Below are 26,242 nucleotides of genomic sequence, written 5' to 3'. Positions count from 1 at the left end.
TTTTAAAAAATTGAGTGCCCTGTTCTAGTTGTTAATTCTTCTAAGGCAGCCATGCCTAATTTGGAATTTCCTTTTTTGTTTAATCCAGGAGACCAAGTTGCTACACAATATGTATTGGGTAATAAAGCTACAATACCACCGCCAACGCCACTTTTTCCAGGAAGGCCTACCTCAAAAGCAAATTCTCCAGCTTCATCATAGAAGCCACAAGTTAGCATTAGAGCGTTTATACGTTTTACTTGATTTACATTTAAGTAATTTTTTCCTCTTTGGCATGTGCCATGATTCATAAAAATATAAAAAGCATTTACTAGTTGTTTGCAATTCATTTCTATGGCGCATTGGTGAAAATAAAAATCTAATACAATTTCTACATCATTATGTAAATTCCCATAGGATTTTAATAAGTTGGCAGCTGCATAATTTTTAAACCCAGTTCGTTTTTCAGATAAAGCTACTTTTTCATTGTATCTAATACTGGGGTCGTTAGTTAATTCTCGAATAAAATTTAAAAAATCTTCTTTAGGGTTTTTTAAGTGAGACGCTAAAATATCTGCAATTACAATTGCTCCAGCATTTATGAATGGGTTTCTTGGAATACCATTTTCTAATTCTAAAAGAGATAAATGGTTAAATGGGTCGCCAGAAGGTTCTACATCTACTCGTTTCCATAAGTCATCTCCTATTATACCAAAGGACAGTGCTAATGTTAATACTTTAGAGATACTTTGTATAGAGAAGCCTTCTAAAGCGTCTCCAGAACTATAATTATTGTTTTTTGCATCAAGAATATGAATTCCAAATTTATTTAAATTTATAGTTGCAAGTTCTGGAATGTAAGAGGCCACAACACCTTTATTTAAAGTGTTTTTGGAGTCTATTGCAATTTTATCTATTATATTTTGGTATGCAATCATTATCCTTTGTAAAATGGAAGTTTAACTACCGTTGCTGGAATAGCTTTTTTACGTACTTGTATGTTTATTTTAGAGCCAACTTCTGAAAATATTTTTGGGACATAACCAAGGCCAATTCCTTTTCCTAAAGAAGGCGACATAGTACCAGAGGTAACAATTCCTATTTTATTTCCTTGTCCGTCCACTATATCGTAATCATGACGGGGAATTCCACGATCATCTAACTCAAAAGCAACTAGTTTACGCTCTAATCCTCTTTCTTTTTCTTGAGCTAAGGCTTCACTATTTACAAAATCTTTAGTGAATTTTGTAATCCAGCCAAGTCCAGCTTCAAAAGGGGAAGTAGTATCATTAATGTCATTACCATAAAGACAATAGCCCATTTCTAAGCGTAAAGTATCTCTTGCGGCTAACCCTATAGGTTTTATGCCAAAGTTAACACCAGCCTCAAAGACTTTATTCCATACTTGTTTTACTTCTTCGTTTTTACAATAAATTTCAAATCCGCCAGAACCAGTATATCCTGTGGCAGATATGATTACATGTTCTATGCCTGCAAAATCTGCAACTTTAAAATTATAAAATTTTATTTGAGATAAGTCTATACTAGTTAAGCTTTGCATAGCCTCTACTGCTTTTGGGCCTTGTATAGCTAATAAAGAATACCCTTCTGAGATATTACGCATATCTGCATTAAATTCTTTATTGTATTTAGTGATGTGGTTCCAATCTTTATCAATATTAGATGCATTAACTACAAGTAAGTATTGCTCCTCTTTTATTTGATAAACAATTAAGTCGTCTACAATACCGCCAGTTTCATTAGGTAAGCAACTGTATTGTGCTTTGCCAATATAAAGTTTGGAAGCATCATTAGAAGTTACTTTCTGAATTAAGGCTAATGCATTTGGGCCTGAAATTAAAAATTCGCCCATATGCGAAACATCAAAAACCCCAACACCTTTACGAACGGTTTCGTGTTCTATGTTTACCCCTTCATAAGAAACAGGCATATTATATCCTGCAAAAGGAACCATTTTTGCTCCCAGAGCTTCGTGAATAGCAGTTAGTGCAGTATTTTTCATTTTTTCATAAATTTAGTCGCGCAAATTTATCGAAAATATATGGATAGACTTATTTCGACTCAATTTTTTAATAAAAATGTAATAACAAAAATACTATTGCAATAAGTAGCTTTTTAGTTCCTTGTATGTCCCTATTTTATGAGAAACTTTTTCTTTGTTCATCACTTTTAAGATTTGCGAAGGGATAGGAATTTTAACATCCATAGTTTCTTCAACAATATCTAAAAACTTTACAGGGTGCGCAGTTTCTAAGAAAATTCCGTAGGTGTTAGAGTTTTCTTTTTGGTATTTTTTTAGACCTAAATATCCAACTGCTCCGTGAGGGTCAGCTGTGTATTTAGCATCTTTATATATTTCTACCATGGCTTTTTTTGTTTCTTCATCTGTGAAAGAATAAGAAGAAAGGTTTTTAGCTAAATCTTGAAAATTATCTTTAAATAAATGACGAATTCTGATGAAATTACTAGGGTCACCAACATCCATGGCATTAGAGATTGTTGCTGTAGAAGGTTTAGGAGAATATTCTTGAGTTCTCATAAACTCAGGAACGGTATCATTAACATTAGTGGCTGCAACAAATTGTTTTACTGGCATGCCTAAACGCTGTGCCATTAAACCAGCACAAATATTTCCAAAGTTACCACTAGGAACAGAAAATACAATTTCTTTTCCTTTGGATTTAGCTTCTTTGTATGCAAATAAGAAATAAAATAATTGTGGTAACCAACGTGCAACGTTTATAGAATTTGCTGAGGTTAACTGCATTTTATCTAATAACTCATTATCTAGAAAAGCATTTTTAACCATTGCTTGGCAATCATCAAAAGTACCATCTACTTCTAAAGCAGAAATGTTTTGCCCTAAAGTAGTTAATTGTCTTTCTTGAATATCGCTTACTTTTCCGCTAGGATATAATATTACAACTTTTACGCCTTTTACCCCTAAGAAACCATTAGCTACAGCGCCTCCTGTGTCTCCAGAAGTAGCTACTAAAACAGTAACTTCATTGTCTTCTCCTTCAGAAAAATAGCCCAAACAGTTAGCCATAAATCTTGCTCCTACATCTTTAAAAGCCATAGTAGGACCATGAAACAATTCTAAAGTAGCAGTATCTTCATTTAATTCTACCACGGGGAAATCAAAATCTAAAACGGTATCTAATATCCCTTTTAATTTATTTTCAGGAATTTCTGAAGAAACAAATTGTTTTATAGCTTCAAAAGCAATTTCTGTATTAGATAAAGATTCTATATTTTCAAAGAAAGAAGCAGGTAATGGCGTTATGCTCTCAGGAAAGTATAATCCTTTATCTGGCGCAATACCTTTAATTACAGCATCTTTAAAAGATACAATTGGAGCTTGTTTATTTAGGCTATAAAAGTTCATTCTCTAATTTATTATTTTTATTCCTTGGGTATTAATTTTAGAGACATGTATGTCAAAATCAATACCAATATTTTTATATATTTTTTTCATTGCTTCGGCAACTTTTTGTGCGGTTTCTTCCCCTTTACTAAAAGTAAATATAGAAGGTCCAGAACCAGATATACCACAACCTAAAGCACCAGATTTAATGGTTTCTTCTTTTATAGAATTGAACCCAGGTATTAAGATAGAACGAATAGGTTCTATGATATGGTCTTCTAGTGAGCGACCAATTAAATCATAATCCTCCATAAATAATCCAGCAACTAATCCGCCTACATTGCCCCATTGTTTTATACCATTTTCTAGAGAAATAGTAGTTTTTAATATTTTTCTAGAGTCCGATGTTTTTACTTCAATCTGAGGATGTATAACAGTTGCGTAAAGCTCAGACGGATTCTTTATAGGAACAATATCTAAAGGTGTATAACTACGCACTAAAGTAAAAGCACCAAATAGGGCAGGGGCAACATTATCTGCATGTGCAACACCACTGGCTAAACGTTCTCCTTCCATAGCAAATTGTACTAATTCGGTTTTGGAAAAAGGATTTCCTAGTAAGTGGTTCATAGCCCATACTGCACCAGTAGAACTTGCTGCGCTACTACCTATACCGCTACCAGCTTTAATTTTCTTATAGATTTCTATTTCAAAACCACCAGTATATTCCGCTTTTTCTAAAAGAGCTAAGCCAGCAACACCTGCAACATTTTTATTGGTTTCTAATGGTAAATCTTGTCCTTCTAATTTTGTAATTCGTATTCCGGTTTCTTTGGTTTTACGAACTACCATTTCATCTCCAACAGAATCTAAAGCAACTCCTAAAACATCAAAACCACAAGAAATATTTGCAATTGTAGCAGGACAAAAAACTCTTACTTCTTCCATAATTAAAAGTTTCCTATTCTAATAATATCTGCAAAAATACCTGACGCTGTAACATCTGCACCAGCACCAGCTCCTTTTATAATCATTGGTTGGTTAGGGTATCTTTCTGTGTAGAAAAGAACAATATTGTCGCTACCTTCTAGATTGTAAAAATCATGACCTTTTGGTATTTCCTGTAAACCTACACTAGCTTTGCCATCTTCATATTGTGCAACATACTTAAGTTTACTATCCGCATCTTTTGCTTTCTTATAAATAGCTTGGAAAGAATCTTCATGTTTAACAAGCGATGCAAAAAAGTCTTCATTGTTTGTTGTATCCAAACTTTCTTTAGGTAAAAAAGGATTGTTAACAATATCCTCAATCTCAATTTGATTTCCGCTTTCTCTTGCTAAGATTAATATCTTACGCATTACATCAACCCCACTTAAATCTATTTTTGGATCAGGCTCCGTATATCCCTCTTCCTGAGCTTGTTTTACAATATCATGGAAGGTTGTTTCGTCATTAAAATAATTAAAAACAAAATTTAAGCTTCCAGAAAGTACTGCTTGTATTTTTAAGATTTTATCACCAGAAGCAATTAAATGCTTAAGTGTATCAATAATTGGTAAACCTGCACCTACATTAGTTTCAAATAAGAAAGGGGCATTATACTCTCTTGCTAATCTTTTTAATTCTTGGTAATTATCAAATTTAGAAGAACATGCAATTTTATTACAAGTAACTACAGAAATACTGTTTCCTAAATATTTGTTATATGTTTCGGAAACTTCTGCACTGGCTGTATTATCTACAAAAATGCTGTTTCTGTAATTTAGAGAATTAACTTTCTCAAAGAACTTTTGCTTATCGGCTTTTTCTCCTTTTTCAAGAGAGTCTTCCCATTTATTAAGGTTAATTCCACTCTCATTAAATAGCATAGTTCTGGAATTAGAAATTCCAATAACTCTAATATTTAATTTTAAATTTTCTTTTAGGTATTTCTTCTGTTGCGAAACTTGAGTTAAGAATTTTGCACCAACATTACCAACTCCCATTACAAATAGGTTTAGTTGTTTTACATTTTCTTCAAAAAACTCTTCGTGTAAAGTGTTTAGTGCTTTTTTTACGTCGCCTTTTTTAATAACAGTTGATATATTTCTTTCCGAAGCACCTTGCGCAATAGCTCTAATATTTACATTGTTTTTTCCTAAAGTGCTAAACATTTTACCGCTTAACCCTTGATGACTTTTCATGTTATCCCCTACAAGCGCTACAATTGCTAAATCTTTTTCAGGAATTACAGGGTTAATTTTTCCACGCTCTATCTCATATTCAAAAGCATTATTTACAATTTCTACAGCTTTATCTATGTCGTCTGCAGATATACCTACACAAATGGAATGTTCTGAAGATGCTTGTGTAATAAGAACTACACTGATTTCTGCTTGCGACAATACTTCAAAGAAACGTTTAGAAATACCTGGTATCCCTACCATTCCAGAGCCTTCTAATGATAGTAGAGCAATATTTTCTACACTACTAATACCACGAACTGTTTTTCCTTTCTCGTTCTTAGATTTTGTAATTAATGTTCCGTTATTTTCAGGTTCAAAAGTATTCTTAATACAAATAGAAATACCTTCAGAAAGTACTGGTTGTATTGTTGGTGGGTATAATACTTTAGCTCCAAAATGAGAAAGTTCCATAGCTTCTTCATAAGATATATGAGGAATAGCTTTTGCTTGTTTTACTAATTTTGGGTTGGCAGTATACATACCACTTACATCCGTCCAAATTTCTAAAATATCTGCTTTTACAGCTGCAGCATAAATAGCTGCTGTGTAATCTGACCCACCACGACCTAAAGTAGTAGAATTTCCATTTTCAGAAGATGCTATAAAGCCAGGAGCTACAACAACAGCATGTTTTGTGCCTGAGAAAAAGGTATTTGCATTTTTGTATGTAAGGCTAAAGTTTACAACAGCTTTACCGTTTAAATCGTTTGTTTTTATAAGCTCTCTGCTGTCTTTGTAAATAGCGTCTAAACCTTCTTGTTTAAAATATTCACTGATAATGAAGGAAGAAAGCAGCTCTCCAAAGCTTACTATTTTATCAGATAACTTTGCTGTAATTTCTCCTATTAAGAAAGCACCTTCTAATAAAGTTTCTAAAGTGTTAAGTTCACTTTTTACTTTACTTAAAACAGAACTTTGGTTTTTTACAGAAATAAGTTCTTTAGCTGTAGATAAATGCCTTTCCTCTATTTCGGTAATTACTTTCTTGTATGTTGCGTCTTGATTTGCTGCTAAGTTAGCAGCTTTAATAAGTAAATCTGTAACTCCGCCAAGAGCAGATACAACAACTATATTTTTTTTGTTACTACTATTGCTAACAATATCTTTTACTAAACCTATATTATTTGCGTTGGCTACAGAAGTGCCTCCGAATTTTAAAACTTTCATTATGTATGGAAATTAACTTGTACTATATGAGTGAATTGCGTAAAATAACGCGAAAAATGGACGTATATGTAGTTGCTTACCCCAATGGGGTAGTGGTTCCAATTGTAGTTGTACCATTGGTTAATGTAGAAAATAATATGTCCGTAATTTTGTCGTACATGGTTCTTTGTGAGATTCAAAAGTAGTACATTTGGGTTGTTAATCAAATGTTTCTAGTGATTTTTATAGAATTATCACTAATTGACTGAATAATTGTATAGTATGAAACTTTTTGCTGCCGAGCAGATTTATGCTGCGGATAAATTTACAATAGAAAAACAACAGATAACTAGTGATGCGCTAATGGAGCAAGCTGCAATTCAGATTTTTAATTGGATGCACCTACGTATGCAAGGGGCTCCCGTTAAAATTCATCTTTTTTGTGGAATAGGTAATAATGGAGGTGACGGAATGGCTTTGGCGAGACATTTGCAAGAGCATGGTTATAATATTGGAGTTCATGTTGTAAATTATAGTGAGAAAAGATCTAAAGATTTTTTGATAAATTTAGATAGATTAAAAGACCGAAAAATATGGCCAAACTTTATAGATTCGAACTGTGAGTTTCCAGAAATTCATAAAGATGATATAATTGTAGATGCTATTTTTGGAATTGGTTTAAATAGGGAGCCTAGTGACTGGGTTGTTAATTTAATAGACCATTTGCATAAATCAGAAGCATTTGTTCTTTCTGTAGATATACCTTCAGGGTTGTATACAGATAAAATTTCTACTAATGAAAAGGCAATTGTTAAAGCAAATTACGTACTAAGTTTTCAAGCGCCAAAGTTAATTTTCTTCTTGCCAGATACGGGAATTTATATAGGACAATGGGAGGTTTTGGATATAGGATTAGATCCAGAATATTTGTCTGCAACAGAGGTGGAGTATGAAATTATTGGAAAAAATGAAGTACTTCCAATGTATAAGCCAAGAGAAAAATATACGCATAAAGGAACGTATGGGCATTCATTGTTAATAGGTGGTAGTTATGGTAAAATAGGAGCTTCTATTTTAGCTACAAAAGCTTCATTAAAGATTGGAAGTGGTTTGGCAACGGCTTATGTACCAAAGTGTGGTTATATTCCATTACAAACTGCAGTTCCAGAAGCAATGGTTTTAACTAATTCTGAAGAATATATTGCAGATATAAGTTATAAAATAGAGCCTAATGCAATAGGTGTAGGAGTTGGTTTAGGAACCGAAAAGGAAACTGTAGATGCTTTTTCTAAATTCTTAGATAGCAATAAATTGCCTTTGGTGGTAGATGCAGATGGTTTAAATATACTGTCTGAGAATAAAAAATTACTTAAAAAACTCCCAGAGAATTCTATTCTTACGCCACATCCTAAAGAATTGGAAAGGTTAATAGGTGTTTGGAAAGGAGATTTTGATAAACTTAAAAAGGCCAAAGCATTTTCTAAAAAGTATACCTGTGTACTTATTATAAAAGGTGCAAATACAATTACTTTATTTAATGGTAAGGTGTATATAAATACTACTGGAAATCCTGGTATGGCTACGGCTGGAACAGGGGATGTTTTAACTGGTGTAATTACAGGCTTAATGGCACAAGGTTATGATTCTCTTAGTGCTGCAATATTTGGTGTTTATTTGCACGGTAGAGCAGGAGATATGGTTGTTGAGCAAGTTGGGTATCAATCCTTAATGGCGAGTGATATTTTAGAAGCGCTAGGTGATGCTTATATAGATTTGTTTAAGGTTCCTGAGCAGGCACCACCGCAACAAGAACAACAGCAAGAAGAGGGTTAGGTTACTTTGCTTTAACTCTTCTTTTTACCCATGCAATTGCATTATCATATTCAATATAGAACTTCATTGCTTTTTTGTAAAAGAGTTTTTCTATATTAAAATTATGCATGTCTATTTCTTTCACAGATACAATAGCAAATGCTTTTAGGTTTTCTAGTTCTCTTAAGTGACTATATATGGTTGGGTCTACCGCATAAGAATTTTTGCGGTAGCTAACGTAACCAAAAGGTTTGTTTTTAAAGTGAATTTCTGCAATACCAATTATTTGGAAAACACGTTCTAAAGTAAGTGTAACCCCTTCATTAAAAATGGAAACCATATAGGTGTCAAACACCTGTATTTTTCCTATCTCTAATTGATATTCTTTTACTATAATTTTTTTCTTCGCCAAACTCACTTTCAAATATTATTTGTTATAGTGTCTTGAGCGAATTTAGGGGTAAGTAAAGGTTTGGGATAATATTTTAGATTAAAAGCTTAAAATTCGTTTATACTGCTTTTGGGTATTTTGTAGTATACAGTAGATTTAGCTTTTTTGTGGATTAAAAAAAGGGCTCAACTGAGCCCTTCTTCTTATAATATGGTAAAAATTTTATTCTGTTTTAGAAGACTCTTCAGCTTTTTCAATTTTAATAGTAAGCTCGTCTTTCTTCTTATCTAAATCCATGAAAATGCTATCTCCTTCTTTTAATTTAGAATTTACAATCTCTTCGGCAAGTGCATCTTCAATATATTTTTGGATGGCTCTTTTTAAAGGTCTAGCACCATATTGCTTGTCAAAACCTTTTTCAGCAATATAGTCTTTGGCTTTATCTGTAAGATTAAGATTGTATCCTATATCTTTAATTCTAGCATATAATTTTAGAAGTTCTATATCAATAATTTTATGAATATCTCCTCTTTCTAAAGCGTTAAATACAATTACGTCATCTATTCTATTTAAGAATTCTGGAGCAAATGCTTTTTTAAGAGCATTTTCTATAACTCCTTTTTGGTGTGCATCTGCTTGCGATTTTTTTGCTGCAGTACCAAAACCAACACCTTGTCCAAAGTCCTTTAATTGGCGAGCACCAATATTAGAAGTCATTATAATGATAGTATTTCTGAAGTCAATTTTTCTGCCTAAACTATCTGTTAAAAATCCATCATCTAATACCTGAAGCATCATATTAAACACATCCGGATGCGCTTTTTCAACTTCATCTAATAGTACAACAGAATAAGGTTTGCGTCTAACTTTTTCAGTTAATTGCCCTCCTTCTTCATAACCAACATAACCTGGAGGTGCACCAACTAATCTTGAAATGGCAAACTTCTCCATGTACTCACTCATGTCTATACGAATAAGTGCCTCTTCAGAATCAAACAACTCTTTTGCAAGAACTTTAGCTAACTGTGTTTTACCAACACCAGTTTGTCCCAAGAAAATAAAGGAACCTATTGGTTTATTAGGGTCTTTAAGTCCAGCTCTATTTCTTTGGATGGCTTTTGCAACTTTAGAAACAGCATCGTCTTGGCCAATTACGTTCGATTTAATTAATTCTGGTAATTCGGCTAATTTGTTGCTTTCTGTTTGTGCAATTCTATTCACAGGAATACCACTCATCATGGAGACAACATCGGCAACATTGTCTTCAGATACAGTTTCTTTGTGAAGTTTGCTGTCATCTTCCCATTTTTCCTGAGCAGTAGCAAGGTCTTTTTCTATCCTTTTTTCATCGTCTCTAAGTTTTGCAGCCTCTTCATATTTCTGCTTTTTAACAACGCTATTTTTTAATTCTCTAACATCTTCTAGTTGTTTTTCTAATTCTAGAATTTGTTTAGGAACATCCATATTAACAATATGTACTCTAGATCCGGCTTCATCTAAAGCATCAATAGCTTTGTCTGGAAGAAAACGGTCTGTCATATACCTATTTGTTAGTTTAACACAGGCAATAATAGCTTCATCTGTGTATGTAACATTATGGTGGTCTTCGTATTTTGTCTTAATGTTTTGTAAAATTTCTATAGTTTCTTCTACAGAGGTAGGTTCTACAATAACTTTCTGAAAACGTCTTTCTAAGGCACCATCTTTTTCAATATACTGTCTATATTCGTCTAATGTGGTAGCGCCAATACATTGAATTTCGCCTCTTGCTAAAGCTGGCTTAAACATGTTAGAAGCATCTAAACTCCCAGTAGCACCACCTGCACCAACAATGGTGTGTATTTCATCAATAAAAAGAATAACATCATCATTCTTTTCTAACTCATTCATAACGGCTTTCATGCGTTCTTCAAACTGGCCACGGTATTTTGTACCGGCAACTAAAGAAGCTAAGTCTAGGGTAACAACTCTTTTGTTGTATAAGATTCTAGAAACTTTTTTGTTAATAATTCGTAATGCTAAACCTTCCGCAATAGCACTTTTACCAACACCAGGTTCCCCTATTAATAATGGGTTGTTCTTTTTTCTTCTACTTAGTATTTGAGAAACACGTTCTATTTCTTTTTCTCTACCAACAACAGGGTCTAAATTGTTTTCCTCTGCCATGCGTGTTAGGTCTCTTCCAAAATTATCTAAAACTGGTGTCTTAGATTTTTTGTTTCCTTTAGGAGTAGAAGAGTTTCCAAAGGTACTTTCTTTGTTGTCACCAGTCTCGTCAGAATCACTAGGAAAAGATTCAGATGTTGGAGGGTTTACAATATCATCATCGCTTGTAATCATAAATTTAAACTGTTCTTTTACGCCATCATAATCTACTTTTAATTTGTGAAGTAGTTTTGTGGTGGGATCATTCTCATTTCTTAATATGCATAATAGTAAATGAGCTGTATTAATTGAGGAACTTTGAAATAACTTAGCTTCTAAAAAAGTGGTTTTTAGAGCGCGTTCTGCTTGTCTTGTTAAATGTAAGTTCTTTTTATCTTTTTGTATGCCGCTTGGGTTGGGATTGGAAGGACTAAGAATTTCAACCTTTCTTCTTAAGTGGTCTAAATCTACATCTAGAGCATCAAGAATGTTGATAGCTTTACCGTTTCCATCTCGTAATAATCCAAGCATAAGATGCTCTGTGCCAATAAAGTCATGGCCAAGTCTTAGTGCCTCTTCTTTGCTAAAGGCTATTACATCTTTTACCCGTGGTGAGAAATTATCATCCATATAATTATTTGTATCAACTATAAAATTACTAAATATTGCTTAATTAGTCGCAATTACCGTACCTATATTCGTTAAACTATTCCTAAATGACGAAAAAAGAGCCGGATTACAAAATTTTGCCCTATATAATTGTTAACGGTTGTTGTGGTAAAAAGTGTTAATAAATTATTTAATAAAATATCTTAAGTGTGCTGTGTTAGCTTCGATTTTGAGTATATTGGCATGCTTTTTTAACCTTAATTAAAACAACTAGATTTTTAAGATGGCAGACGGAGAAAAATTGATTCCTATTAATATTGAAGATGAAATGAAATCGGCTTACATTGATTACTCAATGTCGGTCATTGTGTCACGTGCACTTCCAGACGTAAGAGATGGATTAAAACCTGTACACCGAAGAGTTTTATTTGGAATGTATGAATTAGGTGTAAGATCTAGTAGTGCTCATAAAAAATCTGCCCGTATTGTTGGGGAGGTTTTAGGTAAGTATCACCCACATGGAGATACTTCGGTTTATGACTCTATGGTGCGTATGGCTCAGGAATGGAGTTTGCGTTATATGTTGGTAGATGGCCAAGGTAACTTTGGTTCTATTGATGGGGATAGTCCTGCAGCAATGCGTTATACAGAGGCTCGTATGCGTAAGATTGCAGATGATATGTTAGCAGATATTGACAAGGATACGGTAGACCATCAATTAAACTTTGATGACTCTCTTAAGGAGCCTACAGTATTGCCAACCAGAATACCAAATTTATTAGTAAATGGAGCATCTGGTATTGCAGTTGGTATGGCAACCAATATGCCTCCTCATAACTTATCTGAAGTTGTAGACGGTACTGTTGCTTATATTGATAATAATGATATTGAAATTGATGAGCTAATTACGCATATTAAGGCGCCAGATTTTCCAACTGGTGGAATTATATATGGGTATGAAGGAGTAAAAGAGGCTTTTCATACGGGTAGAGGTAGAGTTGTAATGCGTGCTAAAGCCGTTATTGAAGAAGTGCAAGGAAGAGAATGTATTATTGTTACAGAAATTCCTTATCAAGTGAATAAAGCGGATATGATTAAGAAAACCGCTGACTTGGTGAATGATAAAAAGATAGATGGTATATCTACAATCCGTGATGAATCGGATAGAAAAGGTATGCGTATTGTTTATATTCTTAAAAGAGATGCTGTACCTAATATAGTATTAAATATGCTATATAAATACACGGCATTGCAATCTTCTTTTAGTGTAAATAATATTGCTTTAGTAAATGGTAGACCGCAATTATTGAATGTGAAACAAATGATTCACTATTTTGTGGAACATAGACATGAGGTAGTTGTAAGACGTACAGAGTATGAACTAAAGAAAGCTGAAGATAGAGCACATATCTTGGAAGGCTTAATTATTGCTTCGGATAATATTGACGAGGTAATTGCTATTATTAGAGCATCTTCTAATGCAGATGAAGCCAGAGAGAATTTAATGGAGCGTTTTAAGCTTACAGAAATTCAATCTAAAGCAATTGTAGAAATGAGGTTGCGCCAGTTAACTGGTTTAGAGCAAGATAAATTACGTGCAGAATACGATGAAATATTAAAGACTATTGCAGATTTAAAAGATATTCTTGCTAATAAAGACCGTAGAATGTCTATTATTAAAGACGAGCTTTTAGAAGTAAAAGATAAGTACGGAGATGAGCGTAGGTCTGAAATTAACTTTGCAGGTGGAGATTTAAGTATGGAAGATATGATTCCTAATGAGCAAGTAGTAATTACTATTTCTCATGCGGGTTATATTAAAAGAACACCACTTTCAGAATATAAAACACAGAATAGAGGTGGGGTAGGGCAAAAAGCCTCTTCTACAAGAAATGAAGACTTTTTAGAGCATTTATTTGTGGGTACTAACCACCAATATATGTTATTCTTTACGCAAAAAGGAAAATGTTTCTGGATGCGAGTTTATGAAATTCCGGAAGGAAGTAGAACTTCTAAAGGACGTGCAATCCAAAATCTTATAAATATTGAGCAAGATGATAAGGTAAAAGCTTTCATTTGTACACAAGATTTAAAGGATGAGGAGTATGTAAATAGTCATTATGTAATTATGGCTACTAAAAAAGGTACAGTTAAGAAAACTTCATTAGAGCAATATTCTAGACCGCGTCAAAATGGTATTAATGCTATTGGTATAAGAGAAGGGGATGAGCTATTAGAAGCTAAATTAACAACAGGAACTAGTCAAGTATTCTTAGGGTTAAAATCTGGTAAAGCTATTCGTTTTGAAGAAAGTAAAACTAGACCAATGGGAAGAAATGCTTCTGGTGTACGTGGTATTACTTTAGCTCATGATAATGATGAGGTAATAGGAATGGTAACCGTACATAACTTTGAAGATGAACTTCTTGTGGTTTCTGAAAATGGATACGGAAAACGTTCTAGTATAGATGATTATAGAGTAACTAACCGTGGAGGTAAAGGTGTTAAGACAATATCTATTACAGAAAAAACGGGAGGTTTAGTGGCTATTAAAAATGTTACAGATTCTGATGATTTAATGATTATTAATAAATCTGGTATCGCAATTCGTATGGCGGTAGAGGACTTAAGAGTTATGGGTAGAGCTACGCAAGGAGTTAAGCTAATTAATATAAAAGGTGAAGATTCTATTGCAGCAGTTGCTAAGGTAATGAAGGATGAAGATGAGATTGATGAATCTGAAATAGCTGATTTAGAGGTGAATGCAGAAGATGGCACGGCAATTGATAAAGATAGTTCGGATACTAACACAGATGATAATACAGAAGAAACAAAAGAGTAATTTACTAACACTAATATTTAATTAAATTAAAAAAATGAAAACTAAGATTATATTATTGGCAGCACTGTCTTTTACAATGGTAAGTTTTGCCCAGAAGAATGAATTAAAAACGGCAGATAAAGCTTTAAAAGGAGGAGACTCGGCAAGTGCTAAAGCATCTTTAGAAGCAGCTTCTAGTTTAGTTGCTGGTGCAGATGCTAAAGTACAAGCACAATATGAATTTTTAAGAGGAAAAACATATGCAGATTTAGCAAAAAAAGGAGATGGTTCTGCTTTTCAAGAAGCAGTTAACTCTTTTAAGAAAGTTTTAAAAATTGAAGAAGAAAGTGGTAAGTCTAAATATTCTGCAGAAACTAAGCAGCATTTGTCTGCCATTACTGCAGATTTGGTTAATTCTGCTGTAGCAGATAATGGAGCTAAAAAGTTTAAAGAAGCTGCAGAAAAGTTATATCTAAGCTACAAATTAAGTCCAAAAGATACTTCTTACCTTTATTACGCAGCAAGTAGTGCAGTAAATGGCGGTCATTACGAAGAAGCCTTAACTTATTATAATGAATTACAAGAAGTTGGTTATGATGGTAGTGCTATTGTGTATAAAGCAACCAATGTTGCTTCTGGAGAAACAGAGGAAATGGATAAGGTACAAAGAGATTTAATGGTAAAATCTGGTACGTATAAAGATCCTAAAGATGAGAAAACTCCATCCAAAAAAGCAGAGATTGTTAAGAATACGGCATTAATATATACACAGTTAGGACAAGATGATAAAGCATTAAAGGCTTATGAAGCTGCAAGAGCAAATGATCCTAAAGATGTTAACTTAATTCTTAACCAAGCTAATCTATATTTTAAATTAGGAGATAAGGATAAATTTAAATCTTTAATGGCAGAAGCTGTAGCAGTTGCTCCTGATAATCCAGATTTGCACTATAATATTGGTGTAATTAATATGGAACAGGGGAATATTGAAGAAGCAAGAGCAGCTTATAAAAAAGCTTTGGAAGTTAATCCAGGGTACACTAATGCGCAATTAAACTTATCTACAACATATGTAAATGAAGGTAATGGATTAATTGATGAAATGAATTCTTTAGGTAACTCTAGAGCAGATATTGCTCGTTATGATGAGTTAAAACAACAAAAGGATGATTTATTTAAAGAAGGTGCTGGGGTTTTAGAAGAAGCATTAAAAACTAATCCAGATAACCAAGGGATATTAACACAGTTAAAAAATATCTATGGTGCAATGGGAGATAATGAAAACTTCATGAGATTAAAGAAGTTGTTAGGAGAGTAATTCTCTAATACTTTATAATATAAAAAGGGTCTTTCACTTAATGAAAGACCCTTTTGTATTTTGATATATTTTGTTAGTTTCTTTCAATAATTATGGCAGATGCGCCACCTCCACCATTGCATATTGCAGCAGCTCCAGTCCTAGCATTTTTTTGTTCTAAAACATGTATTAGAGTAACTAATATTCTAGCGCCAGAACATCCTAAAGGGTGTCCTAAAGAAACAGCGCCACCATTAACATTAATGTTAGCGTCGTTAAGTCCTAAAATTTTCATATTAGCGAGACCAACTACAGAAAAAGCTTCGTTAAATTCAAAATAATCTACATCAGAAATAGAAATATTAGCTTTTTCTAAAGCTTTTGGTAAAGCCTTTGCAGGGGCAGTTGTAAACCATTCTGGTTCATGAGCAGCATCGGCATAACTTTTAATAGTAGCTATAGGCTTTAAATTTAGTTCTTTTGCTTTTTCTTCACTCATTAAAACTAATGCAGCAGCTCCGTCATTAATTGTAGAAGCATTTGCGGCAGTTACAGTGCCTTCTTTGGTAAAAGCAGGTCTTAAAGCGGGTATTTTTTCTAATTTTACGTTTTTATACTCTTCATCTTCCTTTACAAGAATAGGTTCTCCTCGTCTTTGTGGAACTTCAACTGGGACAACTTCATTTTTAAAAAGATTGTTTTCCCAAGCATCTGTAGACCTTTTGTAAGATTGAATTGCAAAATTGTCTTGGTCTTCTCTAGAAAAATTATATTCTGTTGCGCAAGCATCTGCGCAAACACCCATTGCGTTTTCATCATAAGCATCTACTAATCCGTCTTTCTGCATACCATCAACCATAGGAGTAGGGCCAAATTTTACACCGTTTCTTAAGTGTAAATAATGAGGTATTTGACTCATGTTTTCCATTCCTCCTGCAACAACAATAGAGGCATCTCCTAAGGCAATAGCTTGTGCTGCTTGCATTATAGCTTTCATTCCAGAAGCACAAACTTTGTTTACCGCAGTGCAGGGAACTGTATTTGGGATACCTGCGTAAATGGCAGCTTGCCTAGCAGGAGCTTGCCCTGTGCCAGCTTGCACTACGTTGCCCATTATTACTTCTTCTATTTTATCTGGGCTTAAATTTATTTTTTGCAAAGCCCCTTTAATGGCAGTTGCACCTAGTTTTGGAGCAGGTATTGTAGATAATGCCCCCATGAAGCTTCCAATCGGGGTTCTAACTGCAGAAACTATTACTACTTTTTTCATTTATTTAGTTTACTTAAACGTTTTCGTAAAATTAAGAAATTTAATTACAAACTAAATGGTTAATAGTGCAATAGGCTATTTAACGTTATATTTTTCTATTTTTGGTATTCAGATACATCTATATATGCAAAAATCTTTGGACAATATTTACAAGAATCAGTCCCATATTTATAAATACGGTTTATATATAGTATCTATTTGTTTTATAGTTTTCTTTTTTCCTAAAGGAGGAAAATTTAAATATGAATACCAAAAAGGAAAGCCTTGGCAGTTTGAAAATCTCTATGCGCCTTTTGATTTTTCTGTGAATAAAACAGAGGAAGAAATTTCTAAAGAAAAGAAGACTATTCAAGAAAATCAAATTCCTTATTACAGGGTTAATAGGAATATAGAAAAAGAAGTATCTCAAGCTTTTGTGTCTAACTTTTTTGTCTTTTTTGATAAAGAAATATACACAAAAGAACAACTGAAAACTTTAGATGAAGTTGGTAGGGAAATTTTAAAAAAATTATATAAAAAGGGGGTAAGCTCTGGAAAAGATATAAAAGAAAATGAAGAGTTAATTTATTTGATAAAAAATAATTCGGCTCAGCAATTAGATAAGGATGACTTACCAAGTTTATTGCATAAAGAAAATTATATAAATGAGATTCTTTCTCAAAAAGGGCTTTTAAATTTTGAAAAAACGTATCAAGCATTTTTTAATAAAATATTAAAACCCAATATTTCTTTTGATAAAAAATTGTCTAAAAAAGCATTAGAAGATGCATTTTCTAAAATATCTTATACAAGAGGTGCAATTGAGGAAGGAGATATTATTATAGCTAAAGGAGAAGTAGTTAGAGCAGATAATATTAAAATTTTGGACTCCTTAAAAGGAGAGTACGAATCTGAATTATGGTCTGATACAAATTATTATTTTATTATTGGCGGATATATTGTTTTGGTTGCGCTTGTATTAATGATGTTATTGCTTTTCATTAGAAAGTATAGGAAAGTAATTTTTGAAAACAATACCAAAGTAACTTTTATATTTTTTAATATACTCCTATTTATATTGGTAACCACGTTAATGCTTAAATATAAAGAAGCCTACGTGTTTGTAGTACCTCTATGTATTTTGCCATTAATATTAAAAACCTTTTTTGATTCTAGATTAGCATTAATTGTACATGTATTAACCGTTTTACTTTTAGGGTTTATTGTTCCAAATAGTTTTGAGTATCTTTTTTTGCAAATTATAGCAGGAGTAGTAACAGTACTTACAATTTCTGAACTTTATAAGAGAGCAAATTTATTTATATCTATTGGGCAAATTACCTTAATATATATACTTGGATATTTGGCTTTTCATGTAATACATGAAGGTAATTTAAATAATTTAGATTGGATAACACTTAGCTTGTTTTTGTTAAACGGGATGATTACTACGGTTTTTGTGCAACCGCTAATTTATATATACGAAAAAGTATTTGGGTTAGTATCTGATGTTTCTTTGTTAGAGTTATCAGACACTAACTCTAAGCTATTAAAGGAGCTTTCTAATAAAGCACCAGGAACTTTTCATCATTCTTTACAGGTTTCTAATTTAGCAGAAGCAGCAGCCAACGAAATAGGTGCTAATGCAATGTTGGTTAGGGTAGGGGCTTTATATCATGATATAGGAAAAATGGCAAATCCTACATTTTTTACCGAAAACCAAGTTACAAATGCTAACCCTCATGATGAGTTAGAACCTAAGGAAAGTGCAAAAATAATTATAGATCACGTAATTAATGGTATTGAAATTGCCAGGAAGAATAAACTTCCAGATAGGGTCATAGATTTTATACGTTCGCACCATGGAGTAACTTTGGTATATTATTTTTATAAAAAACATATTGATTTACATGGAGAAGCAGATGAAAAAGATTTTAGGTACCCTGGACCATTACCTTTTTCTAAAGAGACAGCAATTTTAATGATGGCAGATTCTGTAGAAGCAGCATCAAAGAGTTTAAAAAATCCAACATATGGTATAATAGATGAGTTTGTAGATAAAATAATTGCCGGACAAGTTAGTGCAAACCAATTTTTAAACGCAAATATTACATTTAAAGAGATAGAAATTATAAAAAAAGTAATGAAACAGAAGCTTAGAAACATATATCATTTAAGGGTAGAGTATCCAGAATGAGATAGTTATGATTTTGGGTTAAAAAAAAGTAAAAAAAATGTTGCATTATAGTATATGAAAATATACATTTGCATCCGCGTTTTGATACGCACGTTCTTAAGAAAAGATTTGGAGAGGTGCCTGAGTGGCCGAAAGGAACGGTTTGCTAAATCGTCGTACTTAGAAATAGGTACCCAGGGTTCGAATCCCTGTCTCTCCGCAAGAGTCTGTGTGAGATGGCAGATATCATATAAACAAGGAAGCTTATTACCGGTTGTTTCTTTGTTCTCTACAAAAGTAGAAATACACTCATTATCGGGGTGTAGCGTAGCCCGGTTATCGCGCCGCGTTTGGGACGCGGAGGTCGCAGGTTCGAATCCTGCCACCCCGACAAACCTAGAAATAGGAAAAACTAAAACACTGTTAATTGTATAATTATCAGTGTTTTTTGTTTTATATGATGTTGTTTGATATCATATAATATCAAATAAAAGGTGTGCAATTAGGTGTACACTTTCTTCACAGAATTATCGTAATTTTAAAGAGCTTTTAAGAGCAATTTGACTTTTGTCTTTACAATATCATTGTTTAACTAAAGCCATTAAAAATGCAGACAAATTCAACATTTTCAATCATTTTATTTACTAGAAAATCTCGTAGCGTAGCGAACAAATTATCCATTTATGTTCGTATTACGGTCAACAGAAAACGATCAGAAATCAGCCTTAAAAGAACTATTTTAATTAATGAATGGGATTCATCAAAAAATAGAGGACGCGGTAACTCTTATAAAGTAAGAATTTTAAACAGCTACTTGGACCAATGCTATAGTCAATTACAAGATTGCCAAAAACAATTATTAGAAGAAGGAAAAATTGTTTCATCCAAGGCTATAAAATCTCGTTATTTAGGAGAAGATAATACTCATAAAACACTTACTGAACTTATTGCATATCACATTCAAACATGATTAGTGTTTTGAAATTAGGTACTATGAAGAACTATTACACTACTGAAAAATATGTCAATAGATTTTTAAATCAAAAATTAAAGTTAAGCGACATCTACTTAAAACAATTGAATTATAGGTTCATCTGCGATTTTGAGCAGTTTCTTAGAACTTATAAGAACAAGAAAAAACAATTAATGTTATCCAATAATGGTGTGATGAAACATTTAGAGCGATTAAAAAAGATGCTAAACCTCGCCATAAAATTAGAATGGATTACCAAAAACCCCTTTAATCAGTTTCAGTTAAGGTTTGATAAATATGATAGACAATATCTAACGGAACGAGAATTGGAACTCATTGAAAATACACATTACAATAATGGTAGGTTAGAACGTGTAAAAGATTGTTTTATATTTTCATGTTATACTGGATTGTCTTATGTTGATGTGAAGCAACTTAGTTTAAATCAAATAACTAGAGGTATAGATGGTAATTATTGGATATATACCAAACGAGAAAAAACCAATGAAACGGTTAAGATACCCATTCTGCCCAGAGCATTAGAAATCATTGATAAATATAAAATTACTTCTGAAAGGTTAAATAATGAAAAAGTATTGCCATTATGTTCAAACCAAAAAGCAAATAGTTATTTAAAGGAAATAATAAAAGATTGTGGTATATATAAAAATGTCACTTTTAATGTTGCAAGACATACGTTTGCCACTACGATTATGCTATCCAATGGTGTTCCTATAGAAACGGTGTCAAAGCTATTAGGTCATACAAAATTGTCGACAACACAGATTTATGCAAGAGTGGTTGAAACTAAGATTAGTGAGGATATAGGTAACCTGCTTATAAGATTTAAAACGAAAAAGCAACAAATAAAAGCAGAAAGCCAACCAACATTTTTTTAAGCTGAAATGAATTTCCTTTCAATGCGCTCCTCACAAAGTAACGGGAGTGTATTGAAAGGGAATTTACTAAAGAATATTAATAACATTATACTTAATTGCAAAGAGCAGATTAATTTAAATCATCAAATAAATTAATTTTAAGGGCTTTATATTCGTCTACATTTAATTTTAAGATATATTCATCAGAACTAAAAGTATGTTTAACTAATTTAAACCTATTAAAGGTCTCTTTGATCCTAAATTTGAAATTGTTTAGTTCTGACTGCTTTTTAAAATATGCCTTTCTATAATATATCAATTCCTCATTTTCGGTTGTTATAATTGGTTCTTTGAATTCTATTTTCTCAATGAACTTTGGTTGTTTTTCTTCAATTCCTTCAAATAAAGATTCCAACATTTTCTTGGTGGGCTTTAGTTGAGATTCTTCAACGTTTCTTAAAATTGAGATAACAGCATCAATACGTTTGTTTAAAACATTTTGAAGAGAAGTCCTATTCATTCCTAAAGTATCATAAGGAGACAGGTTATTGTCTTGAAAAAAAGCAATCATAAAATCCAAAGTTTCAGAATAGCTGGGGCTAATCTTTTTTGAATATTTCTTAAATTTGTCAATAGTTTTCTTCTTTAACCGAATGGTATTAAAATCATCCATATTTTATGAGATTGTTACAATGAAATGCTGGTTTTACTGGTGTAAAAATGGAATTTACGCAAAAAATAGAAATTGACAATAAGTATTACGGAGTTAATTTATTGAAAATCAATAAATTATGAATCAGTAACATCGCGCAGCGTGTTACCCTCTTGCTTTTTCCCCTTAGTTTTACAAACACACTTTATTTAGGGATTATTTATATGTTAGTGAGTTTCTTTAATTGTTAACTTTCTATCGGGGAATACTCCCCATAATAATAAACTGTGACCAAACTGATATGGGCGAATTATGTTATTCTTAAAGTTTATAAGCTTCTACTTTATTTGAACAATTCGGTTTTTACTTTGTCAAAATAACTATCGCTTACAGGTATTTTTTTTTCATGAATAAAAAGGTTTTTTCCTTTTAGTGCAGATACTTTTTCTTTGTTAACTATATAGGAACGATGAACACGCATAAACAAGTTTCGTGGTAGACTTTCTTGTAAAGATTTAAGTGTTCCATGACTCATTATTTTTCTTTCAGGAGTATTAAATACAACATATTCATTATCACTTTCAATAAATAGAATATCACTGTATTTAAGTTTATGTAAATCGTAACCAGATTTAATAGTGATAGTGTCTTGAATAACTGTTTCAGGCTTAATTTTATTTACAGCTTGTAAAAAACGCTCAAAGGTGATTGGTTTTAGTAAGTAATCTAAGGCATTTAAATTAAAGCCTTCTAAAGCATATTCTGAATATGCTGTGGTAAAAACTACTTTGGTTTTTGAGGTTATTAGTTTAGCAAAATCAGTTCCCTTTAATTTAGGCATTTGAATGTCTAAAAAAATAAGGTCAATCTGTTTTTCTTTTAAAGTAGATAGAGCTTCTATTGGGGTTTCAAAAGAACTAATATTTTCTAAAAAATCAACTTTATCTATATAAGTTTTAATTAAAGTTCTTGCTAATTCTTCATCATCAATAATTATAGTTTTTATGGTTTTCATTGTGATGTGATATTTAGTTGAACTTTAAAGGTTGATTCACTTTTTGTAATATATAATTCATGTTTATTTGGGTATAATATAGATAATCTTTTTTTTACGTTTTTAAGTCCAATACCGCCTACCTCATCTTTAATTGTATTATTTTTTGGTAAACTATTTTCTATTTCAAAATTAACGACGTTATCTTTTGCTTCAATATTAATATTAACAAAGACATTGTTTATTTTTTCAATATTGCTGTGTTTTAGCGCATTTTCTATAAATGGAATTAATAGCATTGGAGCTATGGAAATATTTTCATTTTCAATTTTAAAATTGGTAGTTATAGGGTATACTTTGCTGTTTTTTAAAGCAAATAGTTTTAGGTAGTTTTTAATATATGTTATTTCTTTTTTTATTGGTACTAGTTCTTTTTCACAATCATATAATACGTATCTAAGCATATCAGAAAGGTAGGTTATACTTTGTTGTGTTTTACTGGAATCTATAACAGATAAAGCATAAATATTGTTTAATGCATTAAATAAAAAGTGAGGATTTATTTGAGATTTTAGTAGTTTGATTTCGTTTTGTAGATTAATGTTTTTAGCGTTTATAGTTTCCTTTTCCTTTTCTTTTAAATTAATAAATACTTCAGTAAGAATAACGAATGCATAGGCTATAGATAGCATTAAAAAATGAAGTATAAAAAGTGATGGTGGTTTTTTTATTCTCAATCTTGGTGGTAAAGGAAAATCGGGAGGAAAATTAGATGGATTACCACTAAAAGGGCTTCCTATTAGTATTGGTGAAATAACTGATAGTATCCATGCAAAAATTGGTAAAACAACAATGGAACAGATAAATAATTGTAAATATTTTTTTTTAACTAAAAGTTGTGGTGCCGCAAAATATATAAAGCTGCCAATAAGAATAATTTGAAATAATAAAATCAACAAATTTTTTTTAAGTACATATAAATTTGCTCTTTGGCTAATCCAAATTATAACACCAATTAGCAACCATAAAAGGGCTTGAAAGCTAAATCTTTTAAGTTTATTCATAATACAAAGTAAAGGAAAAATAACCCCCCAATTCTTAAGGGTTCTTTTACGACTATAAAAGATAATAATACACAGATTATAAACTTGTATTCATTGAAAAGATAGTTCCATTCACTGAAAATAATAATTTCTTAATAAACTATTTAAACCTTTTGTAGTCAGAATATAAAAAAATAAAATTTCTATAGTGAAACTGATTTTAGATAAATACCTAAAGTTAAAGCGCTAATACGTAGAGACACAAAAAAGCGTCTAATTCCCTACTGATAGGTTATAATTTAACAAATATAAGGACATTACTAAATAGTGTAGTAGTTATTTCTGGAGTTGATAGAAAACGATTTTTGTTATTAAAGTTTATGAAAAAGACATTAGAACATATAATAAATAAGATTGAGCCTATTTCTTTAGATGAAATGGATGCAGTGTCTTTAATGAAAAGAACAGATACCAAATTTGTTATTCATGAGAAAGATTTAACTCTTCTTTTAGAAAATATTCAAAATCAATATAAAATACTTGAAATTAATGAGAATAGGGTTTTAACATATTCATCCTTGTATTTTGATACGCCTTCCAAAAAATTTTATAATGACCATCATAATAAAAAAGTTAATAGAGCTAAAGTTAGAATGAGAAAGTATGTAGAATCTAACCTATGCTTTTTAGAAATAAAGCAAAAAGATGGAAAGGGTAAAACCAAAAAGACAAGAATAACCATTGATGATTTTGAAACAGAACTATCCAATAATTCTTTAGAATTTATTCAAAATACTATGCAGAGTAAGTTGGATTTAGAGCCTATTATTTGGAATGCATTTAACCGAATTACCTTGGTTAACAAAACCATGAAAGAGCGTTTAACAATAGATTTAAATTTATCTTTTAAAATTAAAGACTCTTTAAAAAACTATCATAATTTGGTGATTATTGAGTTAAAACAAGAGCGGTTTAACAGAAATTCTCCAGTAGTACAGCAATTAAAATTAAAACATATAAACCCCTATAAACTTAGTAAATATTGTATTGGTATGATAAGCATTTACGATGATTTGAAATACAATAGATTTAAACAAAAATTAATAAAAATAAACAAATTAATAGCTTAATAACTTATGGAATTTTTAGATATACCCCTATTCGATGATGACTTTTTTAAGATGATGTTTAGATTCATCATCAACTTTACCTTTTTAACGGTCATTATTAGATTTATATATTACCCTATAGCCAAACGCAAAGATTATGTTTTTACATATTACCTTATAAGCGCCATTGTATTCTTTTTGTGTTTTACACTTAAAAAATATGAATTGGATGTTGGTATGGCATTAGGATTATTTGCCATTTTTGGAATTATAAGATATAGAACAGACCCGGTTGATATTAAGGAAATGACATATCTATTTGTTGTCATTGGTGTATCTGTTATCAATTCTCTGGCTAATAAAAAAATGAGTTATTCCGAAATTTTGGCTGCCAATGCACTGGTAATAATCGTGTTGGTAATTATTGAAAAATATTGGGCCTTAAAGCAAGAAGAATCAAAATCAATTATTTACGAAAACATTGAAAATATAAAACCCGAAAATTATAAAACATTAAAAAGTGACCTAGAAAATAGAACAGGTTTAAATATCAACAAAATCACTATTGGAGATGTAGACTTTTTAAAAGATACCGCCAAAGTTACCATATTTTATTTCAAATCAAATTAACTGTATTTATGTATTATTTAAAAAATAGTAGAGCATTATTAATGCTTATACCCCTTATGATGTTATCGTTTATGTGTTTTTCTCAAGATGAAGATAACAAAGACTTAGAAAGCTGGACAGCTATAAACTTAAAATATAAACTAAATAAGAAATGGGCCTTTAACCTAGAGGGACAACTGCGCTTAAAAGAAGATATATCTGAAGTTAGTGAATACTTTTCAGAGTTCGCCACAGCATATACCGTTTTTAAAGGATTTAAGCTTGGAGCAGGATTTCGATACATAAGAGAAAATGATAATGTTGGAAATTTACAAGGTTATGAAAATCATTTTAGGTTTAATATTGACGCTTCTTATAAGCATAAAATAGATGATTTTTCACTTAAATATAGATTCCGTTATCAAAATAAAAATGAATTAGGTATAAGCTCTTCAGAAGGAGATTATGCTAAGCAAAATATTCGATTTAAAACATCATTAGAGTATAACATTGGTAATTGGAAACTAGACCCAAAGGTTTCAGCCGAAATTTTTAATCGTTTTGAAAAGGATGAAGACAGTAGGTTTAGTAAATACCGATTAACTTTTGGAACAGAATACAAAATGAAAAAAATTGGAACTATCGGTCTATTCTACAGGCTTGAAAAAGAATTAAACCAAGAGGTTCCAAAAACCACCAATATTATTGGATTAAAATATACTTACACAATTAAAAATTAAAAG

Annotated in this window: 20 protein-coding genes and 2 tRNA genes; 11 read left to right on the top strand and 11 right to left on the bottom strand. The window is 31.6% G+C overall.

Annotated features, from left to right (window positions below; all coding sequences use genetic code 11):
- Positions 1-2: 2 nt before the first annotated feature.
- From CLV91_RS13970 to thrA, 5 genes are all read right to left on the bottom strand, one after another.
- Positions 3-917: a glutaminase gene (locus CLV91_RS13970; protein ID WP_121068836.1), complete on the bottom strand. Its 915-nt coding sequence runs from the start codon at positions 915-917 to the stop codon at positions 3-5.
- Complete coding sequence (gene gcvT, locus CLV91_RS13965) at positions 917-2,002, bottom strand: glycine cleavage system aminomethyltransferase GcvT (protein ID WP_121068835.1); 1,086 nt, start codon at positions 2,000-2,002, stop codon at positions 917-919. Before gcvT ends, CLV91_RS13970 begins: the two co-directional genes overlap by 1 nt.
- Before the next feature lie 93 nt (positions 2,003-2,095).
- The gene (gene thrC / locus CLV91_RS13960) at positions 2,096-3,388 is read right to left on the bottom strand and encodes a threonine synthase (protein ID WP_121068834.1); all 1,293 of its coding nucleotides are present in this window, start codon (positions 3,386-3,388) and stop codon (positions 2,096-2,098) included.
- A gap of 3 nt (positions 3,389-3,391) precedes the next feature.
- Positions 3,392-4,315, bottom strand: a complete 924-nt coding sequence (locus CLV91_RS13955; RefSeq protein ID WP_121068833.1) for a homoserine kinase — start codon at positions 4,313-4,315, stop codon at positions 3,392-3,394.
- Between the two features lie 2 nt (positions 4,316-4,317).
- Positions 4,318-6,762, bottom strand: a complete 2,445-nt coding sequence (thrA, locus tag CLV91_RS13950) for a bifunctional aspartate kinase/homoserine dehydrogenase I (protein ID WP_121068832.1) — start codon at positions 6,760-6,762, stop codon at positions 4,318-4,320.
- Positions 6,763-7,023: 261 nt separating this feature from the next.
- Here thrA and CLV91_RS13945 point away from each other — a divergent pair, with 261 nt between their 5' ends.
- Positions 7,024-8,574 (top strand): NAD(P)H-hydrate dehydratase, encoded by a 1,551-nt coding sequence (locus tag CLV91_RS13945; protein ID WP_121068831.1) that lies wholly within the window; start codon positions 7,024-7,026, stop codon positions 8,572-8,574.
- A gap of 1 nt (position 8,575) precedes the next feature.
- Here the strand turns inward: CLV91_RS13945 and CLV91_RS13940 are convergent, their stop codons facing one another.
- Both CLV91_RS13940 and CLV91_RS13935 read right to left on the bottom strand, forming a co-directional pair.
- Complete coding sequence (locus CLV91_RS13940) at positions 8,576-8,965, bottom strand: STAS/SEC14 domain-containing protein (RefSeq protein ID WP_394340497.1); 390 nt, start codon at positions 8,963-8,965, stop codon at positions 8,576-8,578.
- A gap of 201 nt (positions 8,966-9,166) precedes the next feature.
- Positions 9,167-11,719 carry an ATP-dependent Clp protease ATP-binding subunit gene (locus tag CLV91_RS13935; protein WP_121068829.1) on the bottom strand — a complete coding sequence of 851 codons (2,553 nt, stop codon included), beginning with the start codon at positions 11,717-11,719 and terminating at the stop codon, positions 9,167-9,169.
- A gap of 262 nt (positions 11,720-11,981) precedes the next feature.
- On the opposite strand from CLV91_RS13935, the gene gyrA reads away from it, so the two are divergent.
- Both gyrA and CLV91_RS13925 read left to right on the top strand, forming a co-directional pair.
- A complete protein-coding gene (gene gyrA, locus CLV91_RS13930; RefSeq protein ID WP_121068828.1) occupies positions 11,982-14,540 on the top strand; it encodes a DNA gyrase subunit A in 2,559 nt (852 codons plus the stop codon).
- A gap of 34 nt (positions 14,541-14,574) precedes the next feature.
- Positions 14,575-15,837, top strand: a complete 1,263-nt coding sequence (locus CLV91_RS13925) for a tetratricopeptide repeat protein (protein WP_121068827.1) — start codon at positions 14,575-14,577, stop codon at positions 15,835-15,837.
- A 73-nt stretch (positions 15,838-15,910) separates the two neighbouring features.
- Here CLV91_RS13925 and CLV91_RS13920 read toward each other — a convergent pair whose 3' ends face one another.
- Entirely contained in the window at positions 15,911-17,086 is a 1,176-nt protein-coding gene (locus tag CLV91_RS13920; RefSeq protein WP_121068826.1) for an acetyl-CoA C-acyltransferase, read from the bottom strand.
- A 124-nt stretch (positions 17,087-17,210) separates the two neighbouring features.
- On the opposite strand from CLV91_RS13920, the gene CLV91_RS13915 reads away from it, so the two are divergent.
- The 5 genes from CLV91_RS13915 (at position 17,211) to CLV91_RS13900 (ending at position 21,113) form a co-directional block, all read left to right on the top strand.
- Positions 17,211-19,262: an HD family phosphohydrolase gene (locus CLV91_RS13915; protein WP_121068883.1), complete on the top strand. Its 2,052-nt coding sequence runs from the start codon at positions 17,211-17,213 to the stop codon at positions 19,260-19,262.
- 110 nt (positions 19,263-19,372) lie between these two features.
- Positions 19,373-19,461, top strand: a tRNA-Ser gene (locus tag CLV91_RS13910).
- A 96-nt stretch (positions 19,462-19,557) separates the two neighbouring features.
- Positions 19,558-19,632: transfer RNA gene (locus tag CLV91_RS13905), tRNA-Pro, on the top strand.
- Positions 19,633-19,848: 216 nt separating this feature from the next.
- Positions 19,849-20,211: an Arm DNA-binding domain-containing protein gene (locus CLV91_RS17065; RefSeq protein WP_317124781.1), complete on the top strand. Its 363-nt coding sequence runs from the start codon at positions 19,849-19,851 to the stop codon at positions 20,209-20,211.
- Positions 20,212-20,234: 23 nt separating this feature from the next.
- The gene (locus CLV91_RS13900) at positions 20,235-21,113 is read left to right on the top strand and encodes a site-specific integrase (RefSeq protein ID WP_317124780.1); all 879 of its coding nucleotides are present in this window, start codon (positions 20,235-20,237) and stop codon (positions 21,111-21,113) included.
- A 109-nt stretch (positions 21,114-21,222) separates the two neighbouring features.
- On the opposite strand, the gene CLV91_RS13895 is transcribed toward CLV91_RS13900, so the two are convergent.
- The 3 genes from CLV91_RS13895 to CLV91_RS13885 all read right to left on the bottom strand — a co-directional run bounded on the left by CLV91_RS13895 (position 21,223) and on the right by CLV91_RS13885 (position 23,802).
- Positions 21,223-21,765: a BfmA/BtgA family mobilization protein gene (locus tag CLV91_RS13895; RefSeq protein ID WP_121068825.1), complete on the bottom strand. Its 543-nt coding sequence runs from the start codon at positions 21,763-21,765 to the stop codon at positions 21,223-21,225.
- Between the two features lie 322 nt (positions 21,766-22,087).
- Positions 22,088-22,759 (bottom strand): LytR/AlgR family response regulator transcription factor, encoded by a 672-nt coding sequence (locus CLV91_RS13890; RefSeq protein WP_121068824.1) that lies wholly within the window; start codon positions 22,757-22,759, stop codon positions 22,088-22,090.
- The gene (locus CLV91_RS13885; RefSeq protein ID WP_121068823.1) at positions 22,756-23,802 is read right to left on the bottom strand and encodes a sensor histidine kinase; all 1,047 of its coding nucleotides are present in this window, start codon (positions 23,800-23,802) and stop codon (positions 22,756-22,758) included. Before CLV91_RS13885 ends, CLV91_RS13890 begins: the two co-directional genes overlap by 4 nt.
- 359 nt (positions 23,803-24,161) lie before the next feature.
- Between CLV91_RS13885 and CLV91_RS13880 the strand changes: the two genes are divergently transcribed.
- Genes CLV91_RS13880 through CLV91_RS13870 form a run of 3 tightly spaced genes read left to right on the top strand, consistent with a single transcriptional unit; the run spans position 24,162 to position 26,239 of the window.
- Complete coding sequence (locus CLV91_RS13880; RefSeq protein ID WP_121068822.1) at positions 24,162-24,911, top strand: polyphosphate polymerase domain-containing protein; 750 nt, start codon at positions 24,162-24,164, stop codon at positions 24,909-24,911.
- A gap of 6 nt (positions 24,912-24,917) precedes the next feature.
- Entirely contained in the window at positions 24,918-25,520 is a 603-nt protein-coding gene (locus tag CLV91_RS13875) for a DUF4956 domain-containing protein (RefSeq protein ID WP_121068821.1), read from the top strand.
- 8 nt (positions 25,521-25,528) lie between these two features.
- Positions 25,529-26,239, top strand: a complete 711-nt coding sequence (locus tag CLV91_RS13870) for a DUF2490 domain-containing protein (RefSeq protein ID WP_121068820.1) — start codon at positions 25,529-25,531, stop codon at positions 26,237-26,239.
- Positions 26,240-26,242: the final 3 nt, after the last annotated feature.

This window comes from Maribacter vaceletii (assembly GCF_003634105.1).
Taxonomy (GTDB): Bacteria; Bacteroidota; Bacteroidia; order Flavobacteriales; family Flavobacteriaceae; genus Maribacter_B; species Maribacter_B vaceletii.
The sequence above is the reverse complement of the archived record's forward strand: the minus strand, read 5'-3'. Positions and strand labels throughout refer to the sequence as shown.

Bases quoted from the DNA above. Each gene is read 5' to 3' on its own strand.
- CLV91_RS13970 (WP_121068836.1), bottom strand. From the start codon at position 917: ATGATTGCATACCAAAATATAATAGATAAAATTGCAATAGACTCCAAA.
- gcvT (WP_121068835.1), bottom strand. From the start codon at position 2,002: ATGAAAAATACTGCACTAACTGCTATTCACGAAGCTCTGGGAGCAAAA.
- thrC (WP_121068834.1), bottom strand. From the start codon at position 3,388: ATGAACTTTTATAGCCTAAATAAACAAGCTCCAATTGTATCTTTTAAA.
- CLV91_RS13955 (WP_121068833.1), bottom strand. From the start codon at position 4,315: ATGGAAGAAGTAAGAGTTTTTTGTCCTGCTACAATTGCAAATATTTCT.
- thrA (WP_121068832.1), bottom strand. From the start codon at position 6,762: ATGAAAGTTTTAAAATTCGGAGGCACTTCTGTAGCCAACGCAAATAAT.
- CLV91_RS13945 (WP_121068831.1), top strand. From the start codon at position 7,024: ATGAAACTTTTTGCTGCCGAGCAGATTTATGCTGCGGATAAATTTACA.
- CLV91_RS13935 (WP_121068829.1), bottom strand. From the start codon at position 11,719: ATGGATGATAATTTCTCACCACGGGTAAAAGATGTAATAGCCTTTAGC.
- gyrA (WP_121068828.1), top strand. From the start codon at position 11,982: ATGGCAGACGGAGAAAAATTGATTCCTATTAATATTGAAGATGAAATG.
- CLV91_RS13925 (WP_121068827.1), top strand. From the start codon at position 14,575: ATGAAAACTAAGATTATATTATTGGCAGCACTGTCTTTTACAATGGTA.
- CLV91_RS13920 (WP_121068826.1), bottom strand. From the start codon at position 17,086: ATGAAAAAAGTAGTAATAGTTTCTGCAGTTAGAACCCCGATTGGAAGC.
- CLV91_RS13915 (WP_121068883.1), top strand. From the start codon at position 17,211: ATGCAAAAATCTTTGGACAATATTTACAAGAATCAGTCCCATATTTAT.
- CLV91_RS17065 (WP_317124781.1), top strand. From the start codon at position 19,849: ATGCAGACAAATTCAACATTTTCAATCATTTTATTTACTAGAAAATCT.
- CLV91_RS13900 (WP_317124780.1), top strand. From the start codon at position 20,235: ATGAAGAACTATTACACTACTGAAAAATATGTCAATAGATTTTTAAAT.
- CLV91_RS13895 (WP_121068825.1), bottom strand. From the start codon at position 21,765: ATGGATGATTTTAATACCATTCGGTTAAAGAAGAAAACTATTGACAAA.
- CLV91_RS13890 (WP_121068824.1), bottom strand. From the start codon at position 22,759: ATGAAAACCATAAAAACTATAATTATTGATGATGAAGAATTAGCAAGA.
- CLV91_RS13885 (WP_121068823.1), bottom strand. From the start codon at position 23,802: ATGAATAAACTTAAAAGATTTAGCTTTCAAGCCCTTTTATGGTTGCTA.
- CLV91_RS13880 (WP_121068822.1), top strand. From the start codon at position 24,162: ATGAAAAAGACATTAGAACATATAATAAATAAGATTGAGCCTATTTCT.
- CLV91_RS13875 (WP_121068821.1), top strand. From the start codon at position 24,918: ATGGAATTTTTAGATATACCCCTATTCGATGATGACTTTTTTAAGATG.
- CLV91_RS13870 (WP_121068820.1), top strand. From the start codon at position 25,529: ATGTATTATTTAAAAAATAGTAGAGCATTATTAATGCTTATACCCCTT.